Genomic DNA, 24,983 nt, shown 5'->3' on the forward strand with positions numbered 1-24,983 from the left:
ACAGTATGGTACCGTTAACGTTTCTTCGAAAAAAAGCCACGCGCAGCGTGCCGCTTCTGCTGGCAGCCCTGATCTTTGCAGGCTGTGGCACCCAGGCACCTGACCAGAGCACCGCCCATCTCCAGGGTTCTGCTCAGGCTGATTCTGGCTTTTATCTGCAACAAATGTCGCAGAGTTCAAATGATACCAAGACCAACTGGCAATTACTCGCCATTCGTGCACTGCTGAAAGAGGGTAAAACCCAGCGGGCAGCCGAGCTGTTTAACCAGTTGCCAAAAGATCTTAACGACGCCCAGCGTCGCGAGCAGAGCCTGCTCTCTGCCGAGCTGAAAGTCGCGCTGAAAGATTACGCCGCCGCGAAGAAGATCCTCGGGGATATTGACGTGAGCGCGCTGGATAAAAATCAGCAGGCACGCTTCTGGCAGGCGGGCATTACCGCTGAGCAGGGACGCCCTTCGCTGACCTTGCTCCGCGCGCTCGTCGCGCAAGAGCCACTGCTTGGCGGTGCCGATAAGCAGAAAAATATCGATGCCACCTGGCAAGCGCTGGCGTCGATGACGCAGGAACAGGCGCAGGCGCTGGTCATCAACGCGGATGAAAACGTCCTGCAGGGCTGGCTGGATCTGCAGCAGATGTGGTTTAACAACCGCAGCGATCCTAAGATGTTGAAAGCCGGCATTACGGACTGGCAGACGCGCTACCCGCAAAACCCGGGCGCGAAAATGCTGCCAACCCAGTTGGTGAACGTGCAGAACTTTAAGCCTGCCTCGACCAGCAAAATCGCCCTCCTTCTGCCACTCAACGGCCAGGCGGCGGTGTTTGGACGCACCATTCAGCAGGGCTTTGAAGCGGCGAAAAACGGCACCACCCCGGTAACCGGCAGCGCGGTTCCTGCGCAGGCGGCTCAGGCGGCTAACGTGAATGATGTTGTCAGCCCGTCTGCCGCAGAGACCAGCGACCTGACCACGGCGCAAGCGCCGGCGCAGGGCACGATGCAAAACCCGGTGACGGCTCCGACGACGCCGCCAGCTACAGCGGCACCGGCTACTACAGCACCTGCGACCCAGGCTCCGGCTCCGGCCGAGACGCAAGCGGCACCTGCACCTGTCACAACAGCAGAGCAACCTCAACAGCAGCCTGCGCAACCCGCGGCCCAACCTGCCGCGCAGCCGCAGGCCGTGGCAACCACCAGCGCCAATCCGGGCGCTGAGTTGAAAATCTACGACACCAGTTCGCAGCCGCTTGATCAGGTGCTGGCGCAGGTTCAACAGGACGGGGCGAGCATCGTTGTCGGTCCGCTGCTGAAAAACAACGTGGAAGAGCTGATGAAGAGCAATACCACGCTGAACGTGCTGGCGCTCAACCAGCCGGAGCAGGTTCAGAACCGGGCCAATATTTGCTACTTCGCGCTCTCTCCTGAAGATGAAGCCCGCGATGCGGCGCGTCATATTCACGAGCAGGGTAAGCAGGCTCCGCTGCTGCTCATCCCACGCAGCGCGCTGGGCGATCGCGTGGCCAATGCCTTTGCCGATGAGTGGCAGAAGCTGGGCGGCGGCGTGGTGCTGCAGCAGAAATTCGGTTCCGTCTCTGAACTGCGCGCGGGCGTAAACGGCGGGGCGGGCATCGCGCTTAACGGCAGTCCTGTCACCGCGAGCCTGCCACAGCAGCAGGGCGTGACGATTGGCGGCCTGACGATCCCTGCCCCACCTACCGACGCGCAGATCAGCGGTGGCGGTAAAGTGGATGCGGCCTATATCGTTGCCACGCCGCAGGAGATCGCCTTTATCAAACCGATGATCGCGATGCGTAACGGCAGCCAGAGCGGCGCAACGCTCTACGCCAGCTCCCGCAGCGCGCAGGGCACCGCAGGGCCGGATTTCCGTCTGGAAATGGACGGTCTGCAGTACAGCGAAATCCCGATGCTGGCCGGCAGCAACCCGGCGCTGATGCAGCAGGCGCTGAGTACCGTACGTAACGATTATTCGCTGGCGCGTCTGTATGCGATGGGTGTCGATGCATGGGCGCTGGCGAACCACTTTACCCAGATGCGTCAGGTGCCGGGCTTTGAGCTTAACGGCAACACCGGCGATCTGACCGCGACTCAGGACTGCGTGATCAACAGGAAGTTATCATGGCTCAAATACCAGCAGGGGCAGATCGTCCCGGCCAGTTAAGCCGCAAACAGACCGGCGATGCGTGGGAGTTAAAGGCGCGTCGCTGGCTTGAAGGCAAAGGACTGCGCTTTATTGCCGCCAACGTCCGCGGGCGTGGCGGCGAAATTGATCTGATCATGAAAGACGGTCAGGTCATCGTGTTTGTAGAAGTCCGCTTTCGACAGTCCTCCCGTTTTGGCGGTGCTGCCGCCAGCGTGACGCTCGCCAAACAACATAAATTATTACAGACTGCCCACTTGTGGCTTGCCCGCCATAATGGGAGCTTTGATACTGTGGATTGCCGGTTCGATGTGATAGCCTTCACCGGAAATGAGATCGAATGGCTTAAAAACGCTTTTGGCGAAGACGCATAATTAGGATTTAAAAGGGATAACGTGCTCGAAAGAATTAAAGTGTGCTTCACAGAAAGCATCCAGACTCAGATTGCCGCGGCGGAAGCCCTTCCGGATGCTATCTCGCGTGCCGCAATGACGCTGGTGCAATCCCTGCTTAATGGCAACAAAATCCTCTGTTGTGGCAACGGCACGTCAGCCGCCAACGCACAGCATTTTGCTGCCAGCATGATCAATCGCTTTGAAACAGAACGCCCGAGTTTACCCGCCATTGCACTTAATACCGATAACGTGGTCTTAACGGCGATTGCTAACGATCGTCTGCATGACGAAATTTACGCAAAGCAGGTGCGAGCCCTGGGTCATGCCGGAGATGTGCTGCTGGCCATCTCTACGCGCGGTAATAGCCGGGATATTGTCAAAGCCGTTGAAGCCGCCGTCACCCGCGACATGACCATCGTGGCCTTAACCGGCTATGACGGGGGTGAGCTGGCGGGTCTGCTTGGGCCGCAGGATGTGGAAATCCGCATTCCGTCTCACCGAAGCGCGCGTATTCAGGAAATGCATATGCTCACGGTGAACTGCTTATGTGACTTGATCGATAACACGCTTTTCCCTCACCAGGATGATTAAGGAGTTCTTATGAAGGCTTTATCGACCCTCGCAGTCCTTATGTCTGCATTACTGCTTCAGGGATGTATCGCTGCGGCCGTTGTGGGTACCGCCGCAGTAGGCACCAAAGCGGCAACCGATCCGCGCTCTGTGGGGACACAGGTGGATGACGGTACGCTGGAGCTGCGCGTCAACAGTGCGCTGTCGAAAGACGAACAGATCAAGAAAGAGGCGCGTATTAACGTGACGGCTTACCAGGGCAAAGTGCTGCTGGCAGGCCAGGCGCCGAATATGGAACTCGCCTCTCGTGCGAAACAAATCGCAATGGGTGTTGAAGGAACCACAGAGGTGTTTAACGAAGTGCGTCAGGGCAAGCCAATTGGCCTGGGTGATGCCTCTTCCGATACCTGGATCACCACCAAAGTGCGTTCCCAGCTGCTGGGCTCGGACCAGGTGAAATCCTCCAACGTGAAAGTGACGACGGAAAACGGTGAAGTGTTCCTGCTGGGTCTGGTGACCGACCGTGAAGGGAAAGCGGCGGCCGATATCGCCAGCCGGGTGAGCGGCGTGAAGCACGTCACCACTGCGTTTACTTACATTAAATAAAAAAAATCCCCTCACTTGAGGGGATTTTTTTGTAGGCCCGGTAAGCGTAGCGCCACCGGGCGTTTTTCACAGAAGCGCAATACTTCCCACCATCACCCCGCTCAACGCCACCAGCCCCGCGGTCAGCCAGAGCGCTTTCGCCGGGAATGACTTACGCAGCATAATCAGCGACGGCAGGCTGATCGCCGGCAGCGTAATCAGCAGCGCCAGCGCCGGCGCGGTGCCCATGCCGGCCAGCATCATGGTTTGAACAATGGGAATTTCAGCCGCCGTTGGGATCACAAACAGGCAGCCTGCAACGGCCATCGCAATGACCCACATCAGCGTGTTGTCGATAGCGCCATCCGCATGCGGGAAGAGCCAGACGCGCGCCGCCCCCAGAACCAGTACCGCCAGGATATAGACCGGGATGGTGCTCCAGAAAAGTTGCCATAGCGCCCTGCCCCAGCGCGCAAAGAACCCGCCCTGCGGCTCGCTGACGTCCAGCTCAACGGCTGCGGGTTCTTCGGCAGTATCCTTCACCAGTTTTTGCACCAGCGTCGCCACCACCAGCACGGTCAGCAGCCCGGCGACCAGACGGATGAACGCGAAATGCCAGCCCAGCACAAAACCCATAAACACCAGCGTCGCCGGATTGAGCAGCGGGTTGCCCATCCAGAACGCCAGCGCGCCGCCCATCGACACGCGCTGGCGGCGCATCCCTGCCGCCACAGGCGCGGCACAGCAGGAGCACATCATGCCCGGCAGGGAGAAAATCGTCCCCAGCAGCGTGCCCTGAAAGCGCGGCTGACCGAGGGTTTTCACCAGCCAGTTACGCGGGATAAGCACCTGAATCAGCGACCCCAGAATGACGCCTAAAACGGCGGCTTTCCAGACGGCAAGGAAGTAGACCATGGCATAGTCCCACGCCGCCTGCAGCGGGCTGGACTCAGCCTGAGCGAGAATAGATTTACCGATGCTGTGCGTTTCAGCGGCGGTGAAGGCTTTGCCGTAGTACGGCTGCCATTTCACGTACCAGAGGCCAACAATGACCACGAGAAAGAAGAGTGCGGGCTTCCACCATTGAACAGGTGTTGCCGCCTGAGATGAAGACTGACCAGTCATAGCATTCCCCGGAGAGTATTAGGTTATTAGCCGGGGGAGTTTACGCCTCGCCCTGCGCGATTTCACGCAGTTTTGCCGAAGGGATAATGTTTACGCCCGCTTTCGACGGGGCCAGTCCCTCTTTTAACATCGCCCGCGCGACGTCCCGTGCCTCGATGGCCTTCCAGTTGCCGGGAAGGATGCGAAACAGCGGGGCCAGGATCGACTCGTTAAAGCGGCGTTCGTCCCGGTGGCCGATCAGCATCGAAGGGCGCACAATCGTCAGTTGCTCCCATTTCTGCGCAATCAGCGCATCCTCCATCTTGCCCTTCACCTTGTTGTAGAAGAAAGGCGATCCGGCATTAGCGCCCAGCGCGCTGACCACCAGAAAATGTCTGGCCCCCAGCTTTTTCGCCGTAAGCGCGGTGTCCACCACCAGCGTATAGTCAGCGTGGATAAATGCCTCTTTGCTGCCCGCCTCCCGTCGCGTGGTGCCCAGACAGCAAAAGGCGATATCAATAGGATCCTGGACCTGCGCCAGCGCGTCCGTCAGCTGAGGATCGTGCGGATTAAAGACGCCAGATAAATCTGCCAGCGGTCGACGCGTCGGGGCGGCGATATAGTTCACGCGGCGATCCTGAATCAGCAGCCGCAGCAGATGATCGCCCACTAACCCGGTAGCCCCGGTAATCAATACCTGACTCATCGTATCCCCTTTACAGAATTGTCCGTTTGCGAACTCAGCGTCGTCGACCACACTTAGAAGTCTGTTACAGGTAAGTATTTACCACAAGCGGAGAAAAATCAGTCTGAAGCCAAAACAACGGAGGAAGCATGGGCAAGAAAATCGCAGTCTTGATTACCGACGAGTTTGAAGATTCAGAATTCACCTCGCCTGCAGAGGCGTTCCGCAAGGCAGGACATGAGGTCATCACCATTGAGAAAGAGGCGGGCAAAACGGTGACAGGCCATAAGGGCGAGGCGACCGTAACCATTGATGAGACTATCGATAACGTTAGCCCCTCAGATTTCGACGCCCTGCTGTTACCCGGTGGCCATTCCCCGGATTCCCTGCGCGGGGACGAACGCTTCGTGACCTTTACCCGGGACTTTGTCTCTACCGGCAAACCGGTCTTTGCCATCTGTCACGGTCCGCAGCTCCTTATCAGCGCGGAGGTTGTACGCGGGCGTAAGCTCACGGCGGTGAAACCGATCGTTATCGATCTGAAAAATGCGGGCGCCGAGTTTTACGATCAGGAAGTGGTCAACGACAAAGATCAGCTGATCACCAGCCGTACTCCGGACGATCTCCCGGCGTTTAACCGCGAAGCGCTACGCCTGCTCGGCGCGTAACCAGTGCAGCTTCTTGCCAAAGCCCAGGGTGTTGTCGGTAAATTTCAGCTCATCGAGGCGGATTTCCCACACCGGGGCTTTTAGCGCAGCGGCAACGGGAAAGCGGCGCGTGTAGAGCTTACGGCGCGCGTCGCTCTCTTCGCCATCCAGACGACGGATCTCCCCTTTGAACTGCACGCCGCGGATCAGCGCGACCGTTTTCGGCTGGCCATTCACCGTGCCTGCGACCTTCGCCTGCAGGTCGGTCATCTGCGCATGACGCGTTTTGTCTTCGCTCATGACATAAAACGCGACGCGCTCCGGATCGTAGTAGTAAAACGCGTTAGCGCACCACATCTCCCCCTCGTCATAGACGCACCAGGTGACAACATGCTGCTTCGCCAGCCAGCGGTTAATGGCGGCCAGTGTTTCCATTTTCGTTCTCTCTCATGCTATGGTGCGTTCACCTTAACATACTGAATCTGTTTACCGTGTGCTGGTTTCTCTATCTTGTCCGAACCGCTGATAACGCACTCTACACCGGGATCACCACCGATGTGGCGCGGCGTTTTTTACAACATCAAACGGGAAAAGGGGCAAAGGCGCTGCGGGGGAAAGGGGAATTAAAGCTCGCCTTTTCGGCGCCCGTCGGTGACCGATCGCTGGCGCTCAGGCTGGAATACCGCATCAAACAGCTGACGAAGCGCCAGAAAGAGCGCCTCGTGACCGGAGACGGCTCCTTTGAGGCGCTACGCGAGAGCCTGATTAAAAGCGATTGAAATGGTCGTGGTACTCGACCAGACCATTGACGCCGTTCAGCGCGTCGTCCGCCAGACGGTGCACCTGGAAAGCGGATTCCGTACCCGGCCAGCGGCAGCGCAGATCGTAATGCGCGGCCTGCTCAAAGCCTAAACGGCCATAGAACGCCGGATCGCCCAGCGTGACAACGGCCGCATAACCGAACTCATTGAGCGAATCCAGCCCTTCATAGACCAGCTGGCGTGCCACCCCCTGCCCGCGATAGCTTTCATCTACCGCCAGCGGTGCCATACCTACCCACTGCAGCTCTTCGCCCTGAACGATGACCGGACTGAAGGCAACATAGCCCACCACCTGACCTTCGTCATCGGTGGCAACCAGCCCCAGCGTAATCAGGCCGTCTTCGCGAAGGTCGTGGACCAGTTGGGCTTCGGCATCGCTCGCAAAGGCGCGGCGTAACAACGCATCGATCCCCGGCGCATCAATCCCAATTTCGACTCGAATCAGCATGGCTCACCTACTGAAGTGTGTTTACCGTCCGGCGGGGTTTTCAGCCCGGCCTCAACGAAATCTGCCATTTGCATTAACATCACGCGCAGCGCTTTCGGCATCTGCTCCAGCTCAATGGCATCCATTAAATTCTTCACGTACAGACCGAGCTCCGTGTCGCCTTCAATCACCAGACGGCGCTGGAAGAAGAGCGTATCCGGATCCTGCTTACGCGCGGCGATCATCAGCAGATCGCTGGCGTTGGCGCTAAAGCTCACATCCGCCTCGGCGGTTTCGCGGACGATTAGCTGGTCATTCTCAACGGAGGTAAACCAGCGCAGCCCGATATCACGCACCTCAATGCTCAACCAGCGCCCTTCCAGGAATTCCAGCTCGCCATCCTGCAGCGCCTGGCGGAACTGCCAGCTCAGGACCTGCTCCAGCACCTGACGTTTAAGCGCGAACGGCGCCAGCTTTACCGGCACGCTCAGCATTGATGGACCAAATTGTACGAGACGTGAACGCAGTTTATCCAGCACGAGCTTTACTCCCTGATATCTATAGTCCTGCTATTTTGCCATATCCGAAGCGCAACATAGCGGCGTAAATCAACAAACCGTCGTCCGCCGTACCTCATTATTGGTGTCATCAATACGCCATTAGCTGCCTTAAATCAAAAATTGTCGCCTATGGGTTAATTAAAATCCCAGCTCGTTAACAATTTTGCGATCGACTACATCAGGATAAATTATGGAGCTGCTCTGCCCTGCCGGAAATCTTCCGGCGCTTAAGGCGGCCATCGAAAATGGGGCCGATGCGGTCTATATCGGGCTAAAAGATGACACCAACGCCCGCCATTTTGCTGGCCTCAACTTTACGGAGAAAAAGCTTCAGGAAGCCGTTAACTTCGTTCACCAGCACCGCCGCAAATTGCATATCGCCATCAATACCTTTGCTCATCCTGACGGCTACGCCCGCTGGCAGCGCGCGGTGGATATGGCGGCACAGCTGGGTGCCGATGCGCTGATCCTGGCCGACCTCGCCATGCTTGAGTATGCGGCAGAACGCTATCCCCATATTGAGCGCCACGTCTCTGTTCAGGCATCTGCCACCAACGAAGAAGCTGTGCGTTTTTACCATCAACACTTTGACGTGGCTCGCGTGGTGCTGCCGCGCGTGCTCTCTATTCATCAGGTTAAGCAACTCGCGCGCGTCACGCCAGTGCCGCTGGAAGTTTTTGCCTTTGGCAGCCTGTGCATCATGGCCGAAGGCCGTTGCTATCTTTCCTCTTATTTAACCGGTGAATCGCCGAATACCGTCGGAGCCTGCTCCCCTGCCCGCTTTGTCCGCTGGCAGCAGACCCCTCAGGGGCTGGAATCCCGCCTGAATGAGGTGCTGATTGACCGCTATCAGGACGGTGAAAACGCCGGTTATCCAACCCTGTGTAAAGGCCGCTATCTGGTCGACGGCGAGCGCTACCACGCGCTGGAGGAGCCGACCAGCCTCAACACGCTGGAGCTGCTGCCGGAACTGCTGGCGGCCAATATTGCCTCGGTGAAAATCGAAGGTCGTCAGCGCAGCCCGGCCTATGTGAGCCAGGTGGCGAAAGTGTGGCGTCAGGCCATCGACCGCTGCATGGCGGACCCGCAGAACTATGCTCCGCAGCAGGCCTGGATGGAGACGCTCGGATCGATGTCCGAAGGCACGCAAACCACGCTTGGCGCGTATCACCGTAAATGGCAGTGAGATAACCATGAAATATTCATTAGGACCGGTGCTCTACTACTGGTCAAAAGAGACGCTGGAAGATTTTTACCAACAGGCCGCCACCAGCAGCGCCGATGTGATTTATCTCGGCGAGGCGGTGTGCAGCAAGCGCCGCGCCACCAAAGTGGGCGACTGGCTGGACATGGCGAAAAGCCTGGCCGGCAGCGGCAAGCAGGTGGTGCTCTCGACGCTTGCGCTGGTGCAGGCCTCTTCTGAACTGGGCGAGCTGAAGCGCTATGTCGAAAACGGCGAGTTCCTGCTGGAAGCGAGCGATCTCGGCGTGGTGAACATGTGCGCTGAACGTAAGCTGCCGTTTGTCGCGGGCCATGCTCTGAACTGCTATAACGCCGTGACCCTGCGCCTGCTGCTCAAACAGGGGATGACGCGCTGGTGCATGCCGGTGGAGCTCTCCCGCGACTGGCTGGCTAACCTGCTTAACCAGTGCGACGAGCTGGGCATTCGCAATCAGTTTGAAGTGGAAGTGCTGAGCTATGGGCATCTGCCGCTGGCCTATTCTGCCCGCTGCTTTACCGCGCGCTCGGAAGACCGTCCGAAAGACGAGTGCGAAACCTGCTGCATTAAGTACCCGAACGGGCGCAGCATGCTATCGCAGGAGAATCAGCAGGTGTTTGTCCTCAACGGCATTCAGACCATGAGCGGCTATGTCTATAACCTCGGCAACGAGCTGGCGTCAATGGACGGGCTGGTGGATATGGTGCGCTTGTCGCCGCTGGATACCGGCGTGTTTGCGATGCTGGATGCCTTCCGCGCCAACGAAAACGGCGCCGCTCCGCTGCCGCTGACGGCAAACAGCGACTGCAACGGCTACTGGAAGCGTCTGGCCGGGCTGGAACTGCAGGCCTAAAAAAGGCTCACTTTGTTAACAACGGTTATCATTTTTTAATGCAGTATTAAAGATTGACCGTCGACAAAGTGAGCTGTTATGACTGACAAAACTATTCCGTTTTCGGTGCTGGATCTGGCGCCGATCCCACAAGGCTCCTCGGCAAGAGAAGCCTTTTCGCACTCCCTCGATCTCGCTCAGCTGGCCGAAAAGCGTGGCTATCACCGCTACTGGCTGGCCGAGCACCACAACATGGTGGGCATTGCCAGCGCCGCCACCTCGGTACTGATTGGTTATCTGGCGGCAAATACCACAACTCTGCACCTGGGCTCCGGCGGCGTGATGCTGCCGAACCATGCCCCGCTGGTGATCGCCGAGCAGTTCGGCACGCTGAATACCCTCTATCCGGGCCGTATCGATTTGGGGCTTGGCCGTGCGCCCGGCAGCGACCAGCCAACGATGCGCGCCCTGCGTCGCCATATGAGCGGCGATATCGATAACTTCCCGCGCGACGTGGCAGAGCTGGTGGACTGGTTCGACGCGCGCGATCCGAACCCGCACGTGCGCCCGGTACCGGGCTACGGTGAGAAGATCCCGGTATGGCTGTTGGGATCAAGCCTCTACAGCGCACAGCTGGCCGCACAGCTGGGGCTGCCGTTTGCGTTTGCCTCGCACTTCGCGCCGGATATGCTGCATCAGGCGCTGCATCTTTACCGCACGCACTTCAAACCGTCCGAGCGTCTGGAGAAGCCGTACGCGATGGTGTGCATCAACATCATTGCCGCCGACAGCAATCGCGACGCGGAATTCCTGTTCACCTCTGTGCAGCAGGCGTTTGTGAAGCTGCGCCGCGGTGAGACGGGCCAGCTTCCGCCGCCGGTGGAGAATATGCATCAGCTGTGGTCAGCGTCAGAGCAGTATGGCGTTCAGCAGGCGCTGAGCATGTCGCTGGTAGGCGATAAGGCGAAAGTGCGTCACGGGCTGGAGGCGGTGCTGCGCGAAACGCAGGCGGATGAAATTATGGTTAACGGCCAGATTTTCGATCACCAGGCGCGATTGCATTCGTTTGAGCTGGCGATGCAGGTGAAAGAGGAGCTGGTGGGGTAGTTTTTTGCCGGATGGCGGCTTCGCCTTATCCGGCCTACGCGATCCCTGTAGGCCCGGTAAGCGCAGCGCCACCGGGCTTTCTGTTTATTGATACACAGGCAGCAGGTTAAAACTCGACAGCACGTGGACCAGCGCATTGCCAGCACCGAACACCAGAATCAGCGCAATCATCGGCTTACCGCCCCAGACGCGGAATTTCGGGCTGCCGAAGCGTTTACGTGATTTACGCGCCAGCAGTGCGGGCACTATTGCCGCCCAGATTGTTGCCGCCAGTCCGGCATAGCCGATGGCGTACAGGAAGCCGTTCGGCCACAGCAGGCCACCCACAATCGGCGGCAGGAAGGTCAGCAGCGCGGTTTTGAAACGCCCCATCGCAGAATCATCAAAGCCAAACAGATCCGCCAGGTAGTCAAACAGGCCCAGGGTTACGCCGAGGAAAGAGCTCGCCACTGCGAAGTTAGAGAAGATAACCAGCAACAGATCCAGGCTGCGGCTGTTCAGCACGCCGCTCAGGGCCTGTACCAGCACGTCGATGTTACCGCCCTTCTGGGCAATGCCGATAAACTCCGGGCGCGGGATGTTGCCCATCGTCCCGAGCAGCCAGATCACATACAGCCCCAGCGCCAGCAGCGTGCCGTAGACCAGACACTTCACAATCGTGCGCGGATCTTTGCCGTAGTACTTCATCAGGCTCGGCACGTTGCCGTGGTAGCCGAACGACGCCAGACAGAACGGTAGCGTCATCAGCAGGTACGGCGTGTAGGAGGTATTCACTTCGGCAACGTTAAACAGCGTGGTGGGCGTCACGTGCCCCAGCAGGCTGCCGAAGGTCAGGAAGAAGGTGATGACCTTCGCGCCCAGTACGATTGCCGTCATCCGGCTTACCGCTTTGGTACTCATCCAGACGATAAACGCCACGCCCAGCGCAAAGCATAGTCCGGCCAGACGCGCCGGAACGTTCAGCGACATCTCAGAGAAGGTGTGATGCAGAATCGAACCGCTCGCCGAGATATATGCGTAGGTCAGGATATAGAGCACAAAGGCGATGGACAGCCCGTTAACCAGGTTCCAGCCTTTGCCCAGCAGATCTTTGGTGATGGTGTCGAAGCTGGAGCCAATGCGGTAGTTCAGGTTTGCTTCGAGGATCATCAGCCCGGAATGGAGCATACAGAACCAGGTAAAGACCAGCGCAGCCAGCGACCAGAAGAACCACGCACCGGACATGACCACGGGCAGGGAGAACATCCCGGCACCTATAATGGTTCCGCCGATGATCACCACGCCGCCAAGCAGCGAAGGTGACGTTTGGGTGGTGGTTAGTGTCGCCATACAGCCTTTTCTCCAGTCAATCATGCGGTTCTGCATTTTAATGTGACGCACTGTACCAGTACAAGAGTACAAAGGGAATAAAAAAAGCCCCGATAGCATGTATCGGGGCTGTATATTTTACTTTACGTCAGAAGCGTAAGGCTTACGCGTCACCGAAACGACGACGGCTGGTGCCTTCTTCACGACGCGGGCCACGGCTTTCGCGGCGCTCGCCGGAGAAACGACGACCTTCACCACCGCGACCTTCGCTGCGACCGCCTTCACGACGCTCGCCGCCGAAGCTGCGACCACCGCCACGACGTTCGCCGCCACGGTCAGGACGTGGCTGTGCATCGCCCAGCAGCTGCATGTTCATCGGCTTGTTCAGGATGCGGGTACGCGTAAAGTGCTGCAGCACTTCGCCCGGCATGCCTTTTGGCAGTTCGATGGTAGAGTGGGAAGCGAACAGCTTGATGTTACCAATGTAACGGCTGCTGATGTCGCCTTCGTTAGCGATCGCGCCAACGATGTGACGAACTTCAACGCCATCATCACGGCCCACTTCAATGCGGTACAGTTCCATGTCACCCGCGTCACGGCGTTCACGACGTGGACGGTCTTCACCACCACGCTCTGGACGGTCACCACGTGGGCCACGATCGTTACGGTCGCCACGACGTTCGAAACGATCGTCACGGTCACGGAATTCACGCTTAGGACGCATCGGCGCATCTGGCGGCACGATCAGGCTACGTTCGCCCTGAGCCATTTTCAGCAGTGCTGCAGCCAGGGTTTCCATGTCCAGCTCTTCGCCTTCAGCAACAGGCTGAATCTGCGACAGCAGCGCGCGGTACTGATCCAGATCGCTGCTTTCCAGCTGCTGCTGTACTTTGGCGGCGAATTTTTCCAGACGGCGTTTGCCCAGCAGCTCTGCGTTTGGCAGGTCCGCTTCTGGAATGGTCAGCTTCATGGTACGTTCGATGTTACGCAGCAGACGACGCTCGCGGTTCTCAACGAACAGCAGTGCACGGCCAGCACGACCCGCACGACCGGTACGGCCGATACGGTGAACGTAAGACTCGGAATCCATCGGGATGTCGTAGTTAACAACCAGGCTGATACGCTCAACGTCCAGACCACGTGCTGCCACGTCGGTGGCAATCAGAATATCCAGACGACCGTCTTTCAGACGCTCCAGAGTCTGCTCACGCAGGGCCTGGTTCATATCGCCGTTCAGCGCTGCGCTGTTGTAGCCGCTACGCTCCAGGGCTTCAGCCACTTCCAGGGTCGCGTTTTTGGTACGAACGAAAATAATCGCCGCATCAAAATCTTCCGCTTCCAGGAAACGTACCAGCGCTTCGTTTTTACGCATGCCGTACACAGACCAGTAGCTCTGGCTGATGTCCGGGCGAGTGGTTACGCTGGACTGAATACGCACTTCCTGCGGCTCTTTCATGAAGCGGCGGGTAATGCGACGGATAGCTTCCGGCATGGTTGCAGAGAACAGCGCGGTCTGATGACCGTCCGGGATCTGCGCCATGATGGTTTCAACGTCTTCGATGAAGCCCATACGCAGCATTTCATCTGCTTCATCCAGTACCAGACCGCTCAGTTTAGAGAGGTCCAGGGTACCGCGCTTCAGGTGATCCAGCAGACGGCCCGGCGTACCGACAACAATCTGTGGGCCCTGACGCAGGGCGCGTAACTGCACGTCATAACGCTGGCCGCCGTAAAGGGCTACCACGTTTACGCCGCGCATATGTTTAGAGAATTCCGTCATGGCTTCTGCAACCTGAACAGCCAGTTCACGGGTTGGAGCCAGAACGAGGATCTGCGGTGCACGCAGGTCCGGATCAATGTTGTTCAGCAGCGGCAGCGAGAATGCTGCAGTTTTACCGCTACCAGTCTGGGCCATGCCCAGCACGTCACGACCAGAAAGCAGGTGTGGGATACACTCAGCCTGGATCGGAGATGGTTTTTCGTAACCCAGATCGTTAAGGGCTTCAAGGATAGGAGCCTTCAGGCCCAGATCTGCAAAAGTGGTTTCGAATTCAGCCATGTAGTACGAGTGCCTCAATGTCAATGGCGGCCAGTCTACTTAGCTCATCGTGAAAATGATTAGCAATTTTCATTGAAAAGTGTGAACCGGCTCAAAGTAGGTGTATTGACGAACAACAACGCCCTCACCAGTTAAGGTGATGGCAATCAAAAGATTACGGGCTGATGTTTCTGTCGTCAGCTATTGCTGGTCCGATTCTGCCAGGTCGTCATGCTCCTGGCCCAAGAGCGATAATTCCAACAATGCATAACGGTGCTCAACGAAGTTGTGTACGTTGTTAGCAACCGCTAATTTGAACAGTGCCGTAGCGCTGTCCATATCCCCCAGACTTAGGTAGTACTTACCTAAATAGAAGTTGGTTTCACTGAGATGCTCAGCGAGCGAGGTGTTATCCGTTGCGTCCGCCTTGAGGCGTTCCATCAGCGTTGCTTCGCTAATGTTGCCCAGGTAGAACTCGACAATGTTCCATCCCCACTGTTCCTTGTCCGATTTATCGAAGCGCTGTTTCAGTGCTTCTTTTGCCTGCTTCTCATCGAGCTTCCGCTCAACGATGTAAAGCCACAGGCTACGGAAAGGATCATTAGGATCGTCTTGATAAAACGCCAGCAGATCATCTTGCGCTAACTTATCACGACCGCCGTAATACAATGCGATACCGCGATTCAAGTGCGCGTAGTTGTAAGTTGGATCAAGCTCAAGTACAGAATCAAACGCTTCATAGGCAGCATCAAAATTGCCTGCCTGCGTTAAATAAATGCCTAAGTAATTGAATACTTCAGGCATATCAGGTCGGATAGCCAGCGCTTGTGAAAAATCATTTCGCGCCAATGCCCTCAGACCGAGACTATCATACAACACTCCGCGCTCATATAAAAGCTGTGCGCGTTCTTCATCGGTTAAAGCCCGACTGGCAAGTATTTGTTCCATGCGTGCCAGGATCACTTCCTGCTGCAAAGTCGGTTGCAATGGCACTGCGAGGACTTCGCTCTTACGCCAGGCAGAGTTGCTGCATCCTGCCAGCGTTAAAGCTGTCGCAACGAAACACCAGCGCAAAAAAGGCTTCATTTCCCACTCCCGAAGACAACTATTGGATGAACGTCCTGTCCCCCGGCGGCTTAACAAGGCGTCCTGCCTGATAATAGGCCCTCCGCAAAGCGGAGGGCAAATGGCAACTTACTCGCCTTGCTGTTCTGCTGCCTGTGCTTCTGGCGCAGCAGCTGGCTGAGACTGCTCGGTTGCTTCTTTAATGCTCAGACGGATACGGCCCTGGCGATCAACTTCCAGAACTTTCACCGGTACTTCCTGACCCATCTGCAGGTAATCAGTTACTTTCTCAACGCGCTTGTCAGCGATCTGAGAGATGTGAACCAGACCTTCTTTACCGCCACCGATGGCAACGAACGCGCCAAAGTCAACGATACGGGTCACTTTACCTGCGTAGACACGGCCCACTTCGATTTCTGCAGTAATTTCTTCGATGCGACGGATCGCGAATTTCGCTTTCTCGCCATCGGTTGCTGCGATCTTCACAGTACCGTCATCTTCGATTTCGATGGTGGTACCGGTCTCTTCGGTCAGCGCACGGATTACGGAACCGCCCTTACCGATAACATCTTTGATCTTGTCTGGATTGATCTTGATGGTGTGGATACGTGGAGCGAACTGAGAAATGTCGCCACGCGGCGCGTTAATCGCCTGTTCCATCACGCCCAGGATGTGCAGACGCGCACCTTTAGCCTGGTTCAGAGCAACCTGCATGATCTCTTTGGTGATACCTTCAATTTTGATATCCATCTGCAGTGCAGAGATACCTTCGCGGGAACCCGCTACTTTGAAGTCCATATCGCCCAGGTGGTCTTCGTCACCCAGAATGTCAGACAGTACAACGAAGTTGTCGCCTTCTTTCACCAGGCCCATTGCGATACCCGCAACGGCGGCTTTGATTGGCACGCCTGCATCCATCAGCGCCAGAGAGGCACCACACACGGAAGCCATGGAAGAGGAACCGTTGGATTCGGTGATTTCAGACACTACACGTACGGTGTACGGGAATTTGTCTGCTTCTGGCATGACTGCCAGTACGCCGCGCTTCGCCAGACGACCGTGACCAATTTCGCGACGCTTCGGCGAGCCAACCATACCGGTTTCGCCTACGGAGTACGGAGGGAAGTTGTAGTGGAACAGGAAGCTGTCAGTGCGCTCGCCCATCAGTTCGTCGATGATCTGCGCATCACGTGCAGTACCCAGGGTCGCGGTAACCAGCGCCTGCGTTTCGCCACGGGTGAACAGCGCGGAACCGTGAGTACGTGGCAGAACGCCAGTACGCACATCCAGACCACGGATCATGTCTTTTTCGCGGCCATCGATACGCGGCTCGCCTGCCAGTACGCGGCTACGAACAACGTTTTTCTCGATAGCGTGCAGGATGTCGCTCAGTTCATTAGCGTCCAGCGTTTCATCTTCCGCAACCAGGGTCGCGATAGTTTCAGACTTGATCACGTCAACCTGAGCGTAACGCTCCTGTTTGTCAGTGATGCGGTATGCATCGCTCAGACGAGATTCTGCCAGTGCAGCAACGCGTGCGTTCAGCGCGTCGTTTGCCGCTTCTGGCTGCCAGTCCCAACGTGGTTTACCGGCTTCTTTCACCAGGTCGTTGATGTTCTGGATAACGATCTGCTGCTGGTCGTGGCCAAATACCACAGCGCCCAGCATCTGGTCTTCGCTCAGCAGTTCAGCTTCGGATTCAACCATCAGTACAGCCGCTTCAGTACCCGCAACCACCAGGTCCAGCTTACTTTCTTTCAGCTCTTCCTGGGTTGGGTTCAGCACGTACTGGTCGTTGATGTAGCCAACGCGCGCGGCACCGATTGGACCATTGAATGGAATACCAGACAGCGACAGGGCAGCTGACGCACCGATCATCGCTACGATGTCCGGGTTAACCTGCGGGTTAACGGAAACAACGGTCGCGATAACCTGTACTTCGTTAACGAAGCCTTCCGGGAACAGTGGACGAACCGGGCGGTCAATCAGACGCGCGATCAGGGTTTCGCCTTCGCTTGGACGGCCTTCACGACGGAAGAAACCACCCGGGATTTTACCGGCAGCGTAGGTACGCTCCTGGTAGTTAACGGTCAGCGGGAAGAAGTCCTGACCTGGTTTAGCTTTTTTCTGGCCAACAACGGTAACGAATACCGCAGTGTCATCCATGCTTACCATAACGGCAGCAGTAGCCTGACGAGCCATCATGCCGGTTTCCAGCGTGACGGTATGTTGACCATACTGGAATTTACGAACGATCGGATTCAGCAAAGTTCTGTCCTTTCTTAAATGTTTGACAGCACACCACCGGTGTGCTGTCGATTTAACCCGACCTTCTTCGCATCCTCGCGACTAATGACAACCAACACCCCCATGGGTGAAGCCTCTCATTAGCCGCGCGAACCTCTGCAATGAAGATCATTTATAGCAACAATACAATAGTTTCCAGTGAATTGCTGCCGTCTGGTTGAAAAAAGGGGCCATCAGGCCCCCTTTTCTGAAACTCGCAAGACTTAGCGACGCAGACCCAGACGCTCGATCAGCGCGGTGTAGCGTGCAACATCTTTACGTTTCAGGTAGTCGAGCAGTTTACGACGCTGAGAAACCATACGCAGCAGACCACGACGGCTGTGGTGATCTTTTTTGTGCTCTGCAAAGTGACCCTGCAGGTGGTTAATCTGTGCAGTCAGCAGTGCAACCTGAACTTCGGTAGAACCGCTGTCGTTAGTACCACGACCAAACTCAGAAACGATTTTAGCTTTAGCTTCAACGCTTAGAGACATTTTCAAACTCCAAAGTATAAAGAATGTAAGGATGCCGATCTCTAATTCAGCGACCCCATGTACGCCCCGCAGATTGTTAAACAATTTACCAGGCGTTAAGCGGCGATATTCTACTCGTCTCCCCTGCTTATCGCAAGGTGAGCCGTCATCACCGTCATGCTTCGATCGGATACTCGACGACCAGACGACGCGGCGCAACGCGCCCTTCACCATCCATTTCGCCCATACCGATGAATTTCCCTTCGTCACCTTCGGTCACGCGTACCAGTCCTTCCAGCGGCGCTTCCGCCGTACGAACCGGGTTGCCGTTCTTAAAGTAAACGGAGGATGTTAAAGGAAGATTAACAACCGGGAAGTCCGCTGCCGGACTGTCCATCGGCATCAGCAATGGATCCAGCAAATCTGCCGGCGCGATCCCCTGCACTTCCGCCTGTTCTACCAGCTCGCGCAGTTGCTCCAGGGTCACCATCCGCTCTACCGGGTACTTGCTCACCGCCAGACGACGCAGGTAAATCACATGTGCGCCGCAGCCCAGCTTTTCACCGAGATCGTCGATGATGGTGCGAATATAGGTCCCTTTCGAACAGTGCACTTCCAGCTCAAGCTCATCGCCTTCGTGGCGAATAAACAGCAGCTCATACACGGTTATCGGACGGGCTTCACGCGGGACGTCAATGCCCTGGCGCGCATATTCGTAGAGTTTTTTTCCCTGATACTTCAGCGCCGAATACATCGACGGCACCTGCATCGTGTCCCCACGGAAGCTCTCCAGCGCAGCATCAAGCTGTTCCGCGCTGAAGGTCACCGGACGCTCTTCTACCACCTGGCCATCCGCGTCGGAGGTATCCGTGCGCTGGCCCAGTTTAGCGATAACGCGGTAGCGCTTATCGGAGTCGAGCAGGTACTGGGAAAACTTTGTCGCCTCTCCCAGGCAGACCGGCAGCATGCCGGTTGCCAGCGGATCGAGCGCGCCGGTGTGGCCCGCACGGTTGGCGTTATAAATACGCTTAACTTTTTGCAGCACGTCGTTGCTGGAAGCGCCCTGGGGTTTATCCAGCAGCAGCACACCATGCACGTCGCGACCACGACGACGAGGACGACTCATTAGTCCTCCTTGCTGTCGTCCGCCGGGTTAACACGACGCTCGTCGTCATGTTTAACCACGCTGGTCACCAGGTTGGACATACGCATACCTTCGACCAGCGAGTTGTCGTAGAAGAAGGTCAGTTCAGGCACGATACGCAGGCGCATCGCTTTGCCAAGCAGGGAGCGGATAAAACCAGAGGCTTCCTGCAGCGCTTTAATGCCGTTTTTCACTGCCGCTTCGTCCTGATCGTTCAGGAAGGTGACGAACACTTTGGCATAGGCCAGGTCACGGGACATTTCGACACCGGAAACGGTGGTCATCATGCCGACACGCGGGTCTTTAATTTCACGTTGCAGAATGAGTGCGATCTCTTTCTGCATTTCCTGCGCTACGCGCTGAGGGCGACCAAATTCTTTCGCCATAATAAATTCTCCAGACAAAAAAGGGGCTAAAGCCCCTTTTTGAAATTATTGCCGGGTGGCGCGAGGCGATCCCGGCTTACAATCGGTAATTAAGCGATGGTACGCTGAATTTCGATGATCTCGAACACTTCGATCATATCGCCAACGCGAACGTCGTTATAGTTCTTCACACCGATACCACATTCCATGCCGTTACGGACTTCGTTAACGTCATCTTTGAAGCGGCGCAGGGATTCCAGCTCGCCTTCGTAGATAACCACGTTGTCACGCAGTACGCGGATTGGGTTGTGACGCTTGATGTTACCTTCGGTCACCATACAGCCCGCGATCGCACCGAATTTCGGTGATTTGAACACGTCACGTACTTCAGCCAGACCGATAATCTGCTGTTTCAGCTCAGGAGACAGCATACCGCTCATCGCGGCCTTCACTTCGTCGATCAGGTTATAGATGACGGAGTAGTAACGCAGATCCAGGCTTTCGGATTCAATCACTTTACGCGCAGACGCATCCGCACGAACGTTGAAGCCAACCAGGATAGCGTTAGAGGCAGCAGCCAGGGTAGCGTCGGTTTCGGTGATACCACCTACGCCCGAACCGATGATCTTCACTTTCACTTCGTCGGTAGACAGTTTCAGCAAGGAGTCGGAGATCGCTTCCACAGAACCCTGAACGTCGGCTTTCAGAACGATGTTCACTTCGTGAACTTCGCCCTCGGTCATGTTGGCAAACATGTTCTCGAGTTTAGATTTCTGCTGACGAGCCAGTTTAACTTCACGGAATTTGCCCTGACGGTACAGTGCCACTTCACGCGCTTTCTTCTCGTCACGCACAACGGTCACTTCGTCACCGGCAGCCGGAACACCGGACAGACCCAGGATTTCCACTGGAATGGACGGACCCGCTTCCAGCACTTCCTGACCCAGTTCGTTACGCATCGCACGAACGCGGCCGTATTCGAAACCGCACAGAACGATATCGCCTTTATGCAGTGTACCTTCACGAACCAGAACGGTAGCAACCGGGCCACGTCCTTTATCCAGGAAGGATTCGATTACCGCACCGCTCGCCATACCGTTACGGATGGCTTTCAGCTCCAGAACTTCGGCCTGCAGCAGGATCGCGTCCAGCAGTTCGTCGATACCGGTACCCGCTTTCGCAGACACGTGTACGAACTGGCTTTCACCGCCCCACTCTTCCGGCAGGATACCGTACTGGGAAAGTTCGTTTTTAACACGATCGGGATCCGCTTCTGGCTTATCGATCTTGTTCACTGCAACCACAACTGGCACACCTGCAGCCTTCGCGTGCTGGATAGCTTCGATGGTCTGTGGCATCACGCCGTCGTCTGCGGCAACAACCAGAACAACGATATCCGTCGCCTGAGCACCACGAGCACGCATTGAGGTAAACGCGGCGTGGCCTGGGGTATCCAGGAAGGTGATCATACCGTTGTCAGTTTCTACGTGGTATGCACCGATGTGCTGGGTAATGCCACCCGCTTCACCCGAGGCAACCTTAGTAGAACGAATGTAGTCAAGCAGAGAGGTTTTACCGTGGTCAACGTGACCCATGATGGTCACAACCGGTGCACGCGGTTCAGCCGCAGCGCCAGTATCACGGTCGCTCATTACTGCTTCTTCCAGCTCGTTTTCACGACGCAGGATAACTTTGTGGCCCATCTCTTCAGCAACCAGCTGTGCGGTTTCCTGATCGATCACCTGGTTGATGGTCGCCATGGCGCCCAGTTTCATCATCGCTTTGATGACCTGAGAGCCTTTAACCGCCATCTTGTTCGCCAGTTCGCCAACGGTAATGGTTTCGCCGATCACAACGTCACGGTTAACGGCCTGAGCAGGCTTCTGGAAGCCCTGCTGCAGAGCGGAACCTTTACGCTTGCCGCCTTTACCACCGCGAACAGCCGCGCGTGCTTCTTCACGATCAGCTTTGGATTCAGCGTGCTTGTTGCCTTTTTTCGCCGGACGCGCAGCTTTTGCATTACGGCCACGGCCACGACCGCCTTCCACTTCACGGTCGTTATCATCTTCAGCCTGACGCGCATGCTGAGAAGTGGTCACGTGATAGTCGCTGGTGTCTTCAGTCGGCTCAACGGTATTCACACCATTCTTCTCGTTTTCTTCTGCCATACGGCGCGCTTCTTCGGCGACGCGGCGAGCTTCTTCTTCCAGCTTACGGCGGGCTTCTTCTTCCGCTTTACGCTTCAGCTCGGCAGCTTCATTTTCACGGCGGGCTTTTTCAGCCTGGGCGGTTTTGGTCATTTCGTCTGTCTGTTGATTGCTCACTTTGTCTTTTTCCGCAGCGTCACGCTTCACTTTATCACTTGCGTCGCGTTTCGCTTTTTCTGCGGCCTCACGTTCAGCTTTTAATTCTGCTTCACGTTTGGCGGCTGCTTCCGCCTCACGCTGAGCTTGTTCTTCCGCTTCACGCTGTGCCTGCTCTTCCGCGGCAAGGCGTTCTGCCTCTTGCGGATCACGTTTTACAAAGGTGCGCGTCTTGCGGACTTCAATTTGTACCGATTTGCTTTTGCCACCGGTACCAGGGATGTTTAACGTGCTACGCGTTTTGCGCTGCAGCGTTAACTTGTCAGGCGTAGAACCGTGTTCACGGTTCAGGTGCGTTAACAAGGTTTGTTTTTCTTGCGCGGTCACCGAGTCATCAGCGGACTTCGGGATCCCTGCATCAGCAAATTGCTGTACCAGGCGGTCCACGGAGGTCTGAATCTCAGCAGCCAGCGATTTTACAGTTACATCAGTCATGCTGTTCCTTCCTGCTACAGTTTATTACGCTTCGTCGCCGAACCAGCAAATATTACGTGCGGCCATGATGAGCTCGCCGGCTTTCTCGTCGGTTAAACCTTCGATATCAGCCAGGTCATCAACGCCTTGCTCAGCGAGATCTTCCAGCGTACAAACACCACGGGCAGCCAGCTTGAACGCAATCGCACGATCAAGACCTTCCAGATTCAGCAGGTCATCAGCCGGCTTCTTATCGCCAAGGCTTTCTTCCTGAGCCAGTGCCAGGGTGGTCAGTGCGTTTTTAGCGCGTTCACGCAGGGCTTCAACGGTTGGTTCATCCAGACCGTCAATTTCCAGCAGCTCTTTCATTGGCACATAGGCCAGTTCTTCCAGCGTAGAGAAACCTTCTTCAACCAGAACAGTGGCGAAGTCTTCGTCAATATCCAGGTATTTAGTGAAGGTGTCGATCGCCGCATGGGCTTCAGCCTGATGCTTAGCCTGCAGGTCATCAACGGTCATCACGTTGAGTTCCCAGCCGCTCAGCTGTGACGCCAGGCGTACGTTCTGGCCGTTACGGCCGATTGCCTGCGCCAGGTTGCCCGCTTCAACAGCGATATCCATGGTGTGTTTGTCTTCGTCAACAACGATAGACGCCACATCAGCCGGAGCCATTGCGTTGATCACGAACTGCGCCGGGTTGTCATCCCACAGAACGATATCAATACGTTCGCCGCCCAGCTCAGTAGAAACTGCCTGGACACGCGCACCGCGCATACCGACGCAAGCACCGACCGGGTCGATACGCTTGTCGTTGGTTTTCACCGCAATTTTCGCACGGGAGCCCGGATCGCGAGCCGCCGCTTTAATCTCGATAACTTCTTCACCGATTTCCGGTACTTCGATACGGAACAGTTCTACCAGCATTTCTGGTTTAGAACGGGTCACGAACAGCTGTGCGCCACGCGCTTCAGGGCGAACGGCGTACAGAACACCGCGAATACGGTCGCCTGGACGGAAGTTTTCACGCGGCAGCATATCTTCACGCAGGATCACGGCTTCAGCGTTACCCGGCAACCCTTCGGATTTGATCTCCAGGGAGATATTGTCGCGGTTCACTTTCTTCACCACGCCGGTGATGATTTCGCCTTCCTGATCGCGGAACTGATCGACAACCAGCGCGCGCTCGGCTTCGCGCACTTTCTGCACGATAACCTGTTTAGCGGTCTGGGTGGTGATACGGTCGAAGGTCACAGATTCAATCTGATCTTCAACGTAGTCACCCACGTTCAGACTTTCGTCTTCAAAACGGGCGGCTTCCAGGGTGATCTCTTTGGTCGGCTGGGTCACTTCTTCTACGATTACCCAACGACGGAATGTATCGAAGTCACCGCTTTTACGATCGATTTCTACGCGAACATCGATCTCTTGTTCGTATTTTTTCTTGGTTGCTGTAGCCAGTGCACTTTCCAGCGCTTCAAAAATCTTTTCACGCGGCAGTGATTTCTCGTTGGAGACGGCTTCAACAACAGCCAAAATTTCTTTGTTCATCGCGGGCTTTTCACCTCAATCCAGACTGTTAAAAGTGGGGAACCAGGTTCGCCTTCTGGATATTACTCAGCGCGAACACTTCATCTTTGCCTTCGACTGTCACCGTGATCATTTCACCATCAACGGCTTTGATAATTCCCTGCCATTTACGGCGGTTCTGTACGGCCATACGCAGAACGAGAGCCACTTCTTCACCGGTAAAGCGCACATAGTGCTCGGCCGTGAACATCGGGCGATCGAGGCCAGGTGAGGAAACTTCCAGGTTGTACGCAACGGTAATCGGGTCTTCAACATCAAGAACCGCACTCACCTGGTGGCTGACATCAGCACAATCATCAACATTGATGCCATCTTCACTATCAATATAGATGCGCAGCGTCGATGTACGGCCGCGAACGAATTCGATGCCGACCAGTTCGTAGCCCAGTGCTTCGACCGGTGCAGTAATCATCTCTGTTAATTTTTGCTCTAATGTGGACAAGCCCACCCCCAAGACATAAAAAAAGGGCGTAAAGCCCAGTTATTCTGTAGTCAGATAACAAAAAACCCCGATAAATCGGGGCTTTAGATAACTGAACCCTATAGCCACAACTGTGGCCTGGAGCACTTTCCGAAAGAATTTTTTCAAATCCAGCTACGAAGGCTCTAAGTCTTCACAGTATATTTGAAAAAGAACTTTATGGGAAAGTGGTTGCGGGGGCCGGATTTGAACCGACGACCTTCGGGTTATGAGCCCGACGAGCTACCAGGCTGCTCCACCCCGCGCCTGAAACGTGGCAAATTCTACGCGTTTTGGACAGAATTTGCAAATAATGCTGGGATTTGGTACCGAAGACGGGACGTAAAATCGGCGTTTAGTATATTGATAGTTGAC

At 56.1% G+C, this 24,983-nt stretch carries 25 protein-coding genes and 1 tRNA gene; 9 read left to right on the forward strand and 17 right to left on the reverse strand.

Translation table 11 applies throughout. From position 1 onward, the window contains the following. Positions 1-5: 5 nt before the first annotated feature. From ACMGG5_RS03120 to dolP, 4 genes are read left to right on the forward strand one after another with little or no spacing between them, the layout of a single operon-like run. Positions 6-2,174, forward strand: a complete 2,169-nt coding sequence (locus tag ACMGG5_RS03120) for a penicillin-binding protein activator (RefSeq protein ID WP_407820743.1) — start codon at positions 6-8, stop codon at positions 2,172-2,174. After that, complete coding sequence (locus ACMGG5_RS03125) at positions 2,132-2,527, forward strand: YraN family protein (RefSeq protein ID WP_021242244.1); 396 nt, start codon at positions 2,132-2,134, stop codon at positions 2,525-2,527. Before ACMGG5_RS03120 ends, ACMGG5_RS03125 begins: the two co-directional genes overlap by 43 nt. Before the next feature lie 21 nt (positions 2,528-2,548). Then, positions 2,549-3,139, forward strand: a complete 591-nt coding sequence (gene diaA, locus ACMGG5_RS03130) for a DnaA initiator-associating protein DiaA (RefSeq protein WP_003861754.1) — start codon at positions 2,549-2,551, stop codon at positions 3,137-3,139. Positions 3,140-3,148: 9 nt separating this feature from the next. Next, complete coding sequence (dolP, locus tag ACMGG5_RS03135) at positions 3,149-3,724, forward strand: division/outer membrane stress-associated lipid-binding lipoprotein (protein ID WP_024906379.1); 576 nt, start codon at positions 3,149-3,151, stop codon at positions 3,722-3,724. Positions 3,725-3,790: 66 nt separating this feature from the next. Here dolP and ACMGG5_RS03140 read toward each other — a convergent pair whose 3' ends face one another. Together ACMGG5_RS03140 and ACMGG5_RS03145 are read right to left on the reverse strand one after the other, a co-directional pair. Beyond that, on the reverse strand, positions 3,791-4,828 hold the full coding sequence (locus tag ACMGG5_RS03140) for a permease (protein WP_032650363.1): 1,038 nt from the start codon (positions 4,826-4,828) through the stop codon (positions 3,791-3,793). Between the two features lie 40 nt (positions 4,829-4,868). Continuing rightward, positions 4,869-5,513, reverse strand: coding sequence for an NAD(P)H-binding protein (locus ACMGG5_RS03145; RefSeq protein ID WP_048992072.1), 645 nt, complete (start codon positions 5,511-5,513; stop codon positions 4,869-4,871). Between the two features lie 128 nt (positions 5,514-5,641). Here ACMGG5_RS03145 and ACMGG5_RS03150 point away from each other — a divergent pair, with 128 nt between their 5' ends. After that, on the forward strand, positions 5,642-6,160 hold the full coding sequence (locus ACMGG5_RS03150; RefSeq protein ID WP_023333577.1) for a type 1 glutamine amidotransferase domain-containing protein: 519 nt from the start codon (positions 5,642-5,644) through the stop codon (positions 6,158-6,160). Here ACMGG5_RS03150 and ACMGG5_RS03155 read toward each other — a convergent pair. Further along, a complete protein-coding gene (locus tag ACMGG5_RS03155; RefSeq protein ID WP_420277520.1) occupies positions 6,140-6,574 on the reverse strand; it encodes a YhbP family protein in 435 nt (144 codons plus the stop codon). The two genes, ACMGG5_RS03150 and ACMGG5_RS03155, sit on opposite strands and share 21 nt — an antisense overlap. Before the next feature lie 14 nt (positions 6,575-6,588). Here ACMGG5_RS03155 and ACMGG5_RS03160 point away from each other — a divergent pair, with 14 nt between their 5' ends. Further along, positions 6,589-6,918, forward strand: a complete 330-nt coding sequence (locus ACMGG5_RS03160) for a GIY-YIG nuclease family protein (protein ID WP_155267914.1) — start codon at positions 6,589-6,591, stop codon at positions 6,916-6,918. Here the strand turns inward: ACMGG5_RS03160 and ACMGG5_RS03165 are convergent. Beyond that, entirely contained in the window at positions 6,905-7,408 is a 504-nt protein-coding gene (locus tag ACMGG5_RS03165) for a GNAT family N-acetyltransferase (RefSeq protein WP_148770248.1), read from the reverse strand. The genes ACMGG5_RS03160 and ACMGG5_RS03165 overlap by 14 nt on opposite strands. Then, positions 7,402-7,926: a ubiquinone anaerobic biosynthesis accessory factor UbiT gene (ubiT, locus tag ACMGG5_RS03170; RefSeq protein WP_024906374.1), complete on the reverse strand. Its 525-nt coding sequence runs from the start codon at positions 7,924-7,926 to the stop codon at positions 7,402-7,404. Before ubiT ends, ACMGG5_RS03165 begins: the two co-directional genes overlap by 7 nt. A gap of 211 nt (positions 7,927-8,137) precedes the next feature. Here ubiT and ubiU point away from each other — a divergent pair, with 211 nt between their 5' ends. The 3 genes from ubiU (at position 8,138) to ACMGG5_RS03185 (ending at position 11,105) form a co-directional block, all read left to right on the forward strand. Then, the gene (ubiU, locus tag ACMGG5_RS03175; RefSeq protein WP_023309326.1) at positions 8,138-9,133 is read left to right on the forward strand and encodes a ubiquinone anaerobic biosynthesis protein UbiU; all 996 of its coding nucleotides are present in this window, start codon (positions 8,138-8,140) and stop codon (positions 9,131-9,133) included. Between the two features lie 7 nt (positions 9,134-9,140). Continuing rightward, positions 9,141-10,019, forward strand: a complete 879-nt coding sequence (locus ACMGG5_RS03180; RefSeq protein WP_208763292.1) for a U32 family peptidase — start codon at positions 9,141-9,143, stop codon at positions 10,017-10,019. Between the two features lie 78 nt (positions 10,020-10,097). Further along, positions 10,098-11,105, forward strand: coding sequence for a luciferase-like monooxygenase (locus ACMGG5_RS03185; RefSeq protein ID WP_420277521.1), 1,008 nt, complete (start codon positions 10,098-10,100; stop codon positions 11,103-11,105). 84 nt (positions 11,106-11,189) lie between these two features. Here ACMGG5_RS03185 and mtr read toward each other — a convergent pair whose 3' ends face one another. The 12 genes from mtr to ACMGG5_RS03245 form a co-directional block, all read right to left on the reverse strand. Further along, positions 11,190-12,434, reverse strand: a complete 1,245-nt coding sequence (mtr, locus tag ACMGG5_RS03190) for a tryptophan permease (RefSeq protein ID WP_267217575.1) — start codon at positions 12,432-12,434, stop codon at positions 11,190-11,192. Positions 12,435-12,576: 142 nt separating this feature from the next. Next, the gene (locus tag ACMGG5_RS03195) at positions 12,577-14,472 is read right to left on the reverse strand and encodes a DEAD/DEAH family ATP-dependent RNA helicase (protein ID WP_024906370.1); all 1,896 of its coding nucleotides are present in this window, start codon (positions 14,470-14,472) and stop codon (positions 12,577-12,579) included. Then, complete coding sequence (gene yrbN, locus ACMGG5_RS03200) at positions 14,465-14,545, reverse strand: protein YrbN (protein WP_100122156.1); 81 nt, start codon at positions 14,543-14,545, stop codon at positions 14,465-14,467. Before yrbN ends, ACMGG5_RS03195 begins: the two co-directional genes overlap by 8 nt. Before the next feature lie 107 nt (positions 14,546-14,652). Further along, positions 14,653-15,537 (reverse strand): lipoprotein NlpI, encoded by an 885-nt coding sequence (nlpI, locus tag ACMGG5_RS03205; protein ID WP_023309331.1) that lies wholly within the window; start codon positions 15,535-15,537, stop codon positions 14,653-14,655. A 108-nt stretch (positions 15,538-15,645) separates the two neighbouring features. Then, positions 15,646-17,784: a polyribonucleotide nucleotidyltransferase gene (pnp, locus tag ACMGG5_RS03210; RefSeq protein WP_024906369.1), complete on the reverse strand. Its 2,139-nt coding sequence runs from the start codon at positions 17,782-17,784 to the stop codon at positions 15,646-15,648. A gap of 242 nt (positions 17,785-18,026) precedes the next feature. After that, a complete protein-coding gene (gene rpsO, locus ACMGG5_RS03215; protein WP_003861789.1) occupies positions 18,027-18,296 on the reverse strand; it encodes a 30S ribosomal protein S15 in 270 nt (89 codons plus the stop codon). 154 nt (positions 18,297-18,450) lie between these two features. After that, positions 18,451-19,401: a tRNA pseudouridine(55) synthase TruB gene (gene truB / locus ACMGG5_RS03220; protein ID WP_048992082.1), complete on the reverse strand. Its 951-nt coding sequence runs from the start codon at positions 19,399-19,401 to the stop codon at positions 18,451-18,453. After that, a complete protein-coding gene (gene rbfA / locus ACMGG5_RS03225) occupies positions 19,401-19,805 on the reverse strand; it encodes a 30S ribosome-binding factor RbfA (RefSeq protein ID WP_003024988.1) in 405 nt (134 codons plus the stop codon). Before rbfA ends, truB begins: the two co-directional genes overlap by 1 nt. A gap of 89 nt (positions 19,806-19,894) precedes the next feature. After that, positions 19,895-22,582 (reverse strand): translation initiation factor IF-2, encoded by a 2,688-nt coding sequence (gene infB, locus ACMGG5_RS03230; RefSeq protein ID WP_048992084.1) that lies wholly within the window; start codon positions 22,580-22,582, stop codon positions 19,895-19,897. 24 nt (positions 22,583-22,606) lie between these two features. Beyond that, entirely contained in the window at positions 22,607-24,109 is a 1,503-nt protein-coding gene (gene nusA / locus ACMGG5_RS03235; RefSeq protein ID WP_003861798.1) for a transcription termination factor NusA, read from the reverse strand. Positions 24,110-24,137: 28 nt separating this feature from the next. Then, positions 24,138-24,590, reverse strand: a complete 453-nt coding sequence (gene rimP / locus ACMGG5_RS03240; protein WP_014833432.1) for a ribosome maturation factor RimP — start codon at positions 24,588-24,590, stop codon at positions 24,138-24,140. Between the two features lie 207 nt (positions 24,591-24,797). Then, positions 24,798-24,874, reverse strand: a tRNA-Met gene (locus ACMGG5_RS03245). Positions 24,875-24,983: the final 109 nt, after the last annotated feature.

This window comes from Enterobacter sp. BNK-34 (genome assembly GCF_048684445.1).
Lineage (GTDB): Bacteria > Pseudomonadota > Gammaproteobacteria > Enterobacterales > Enterobacteriaceae > Enterobacter > Enterobacter pseudoroggenkampii.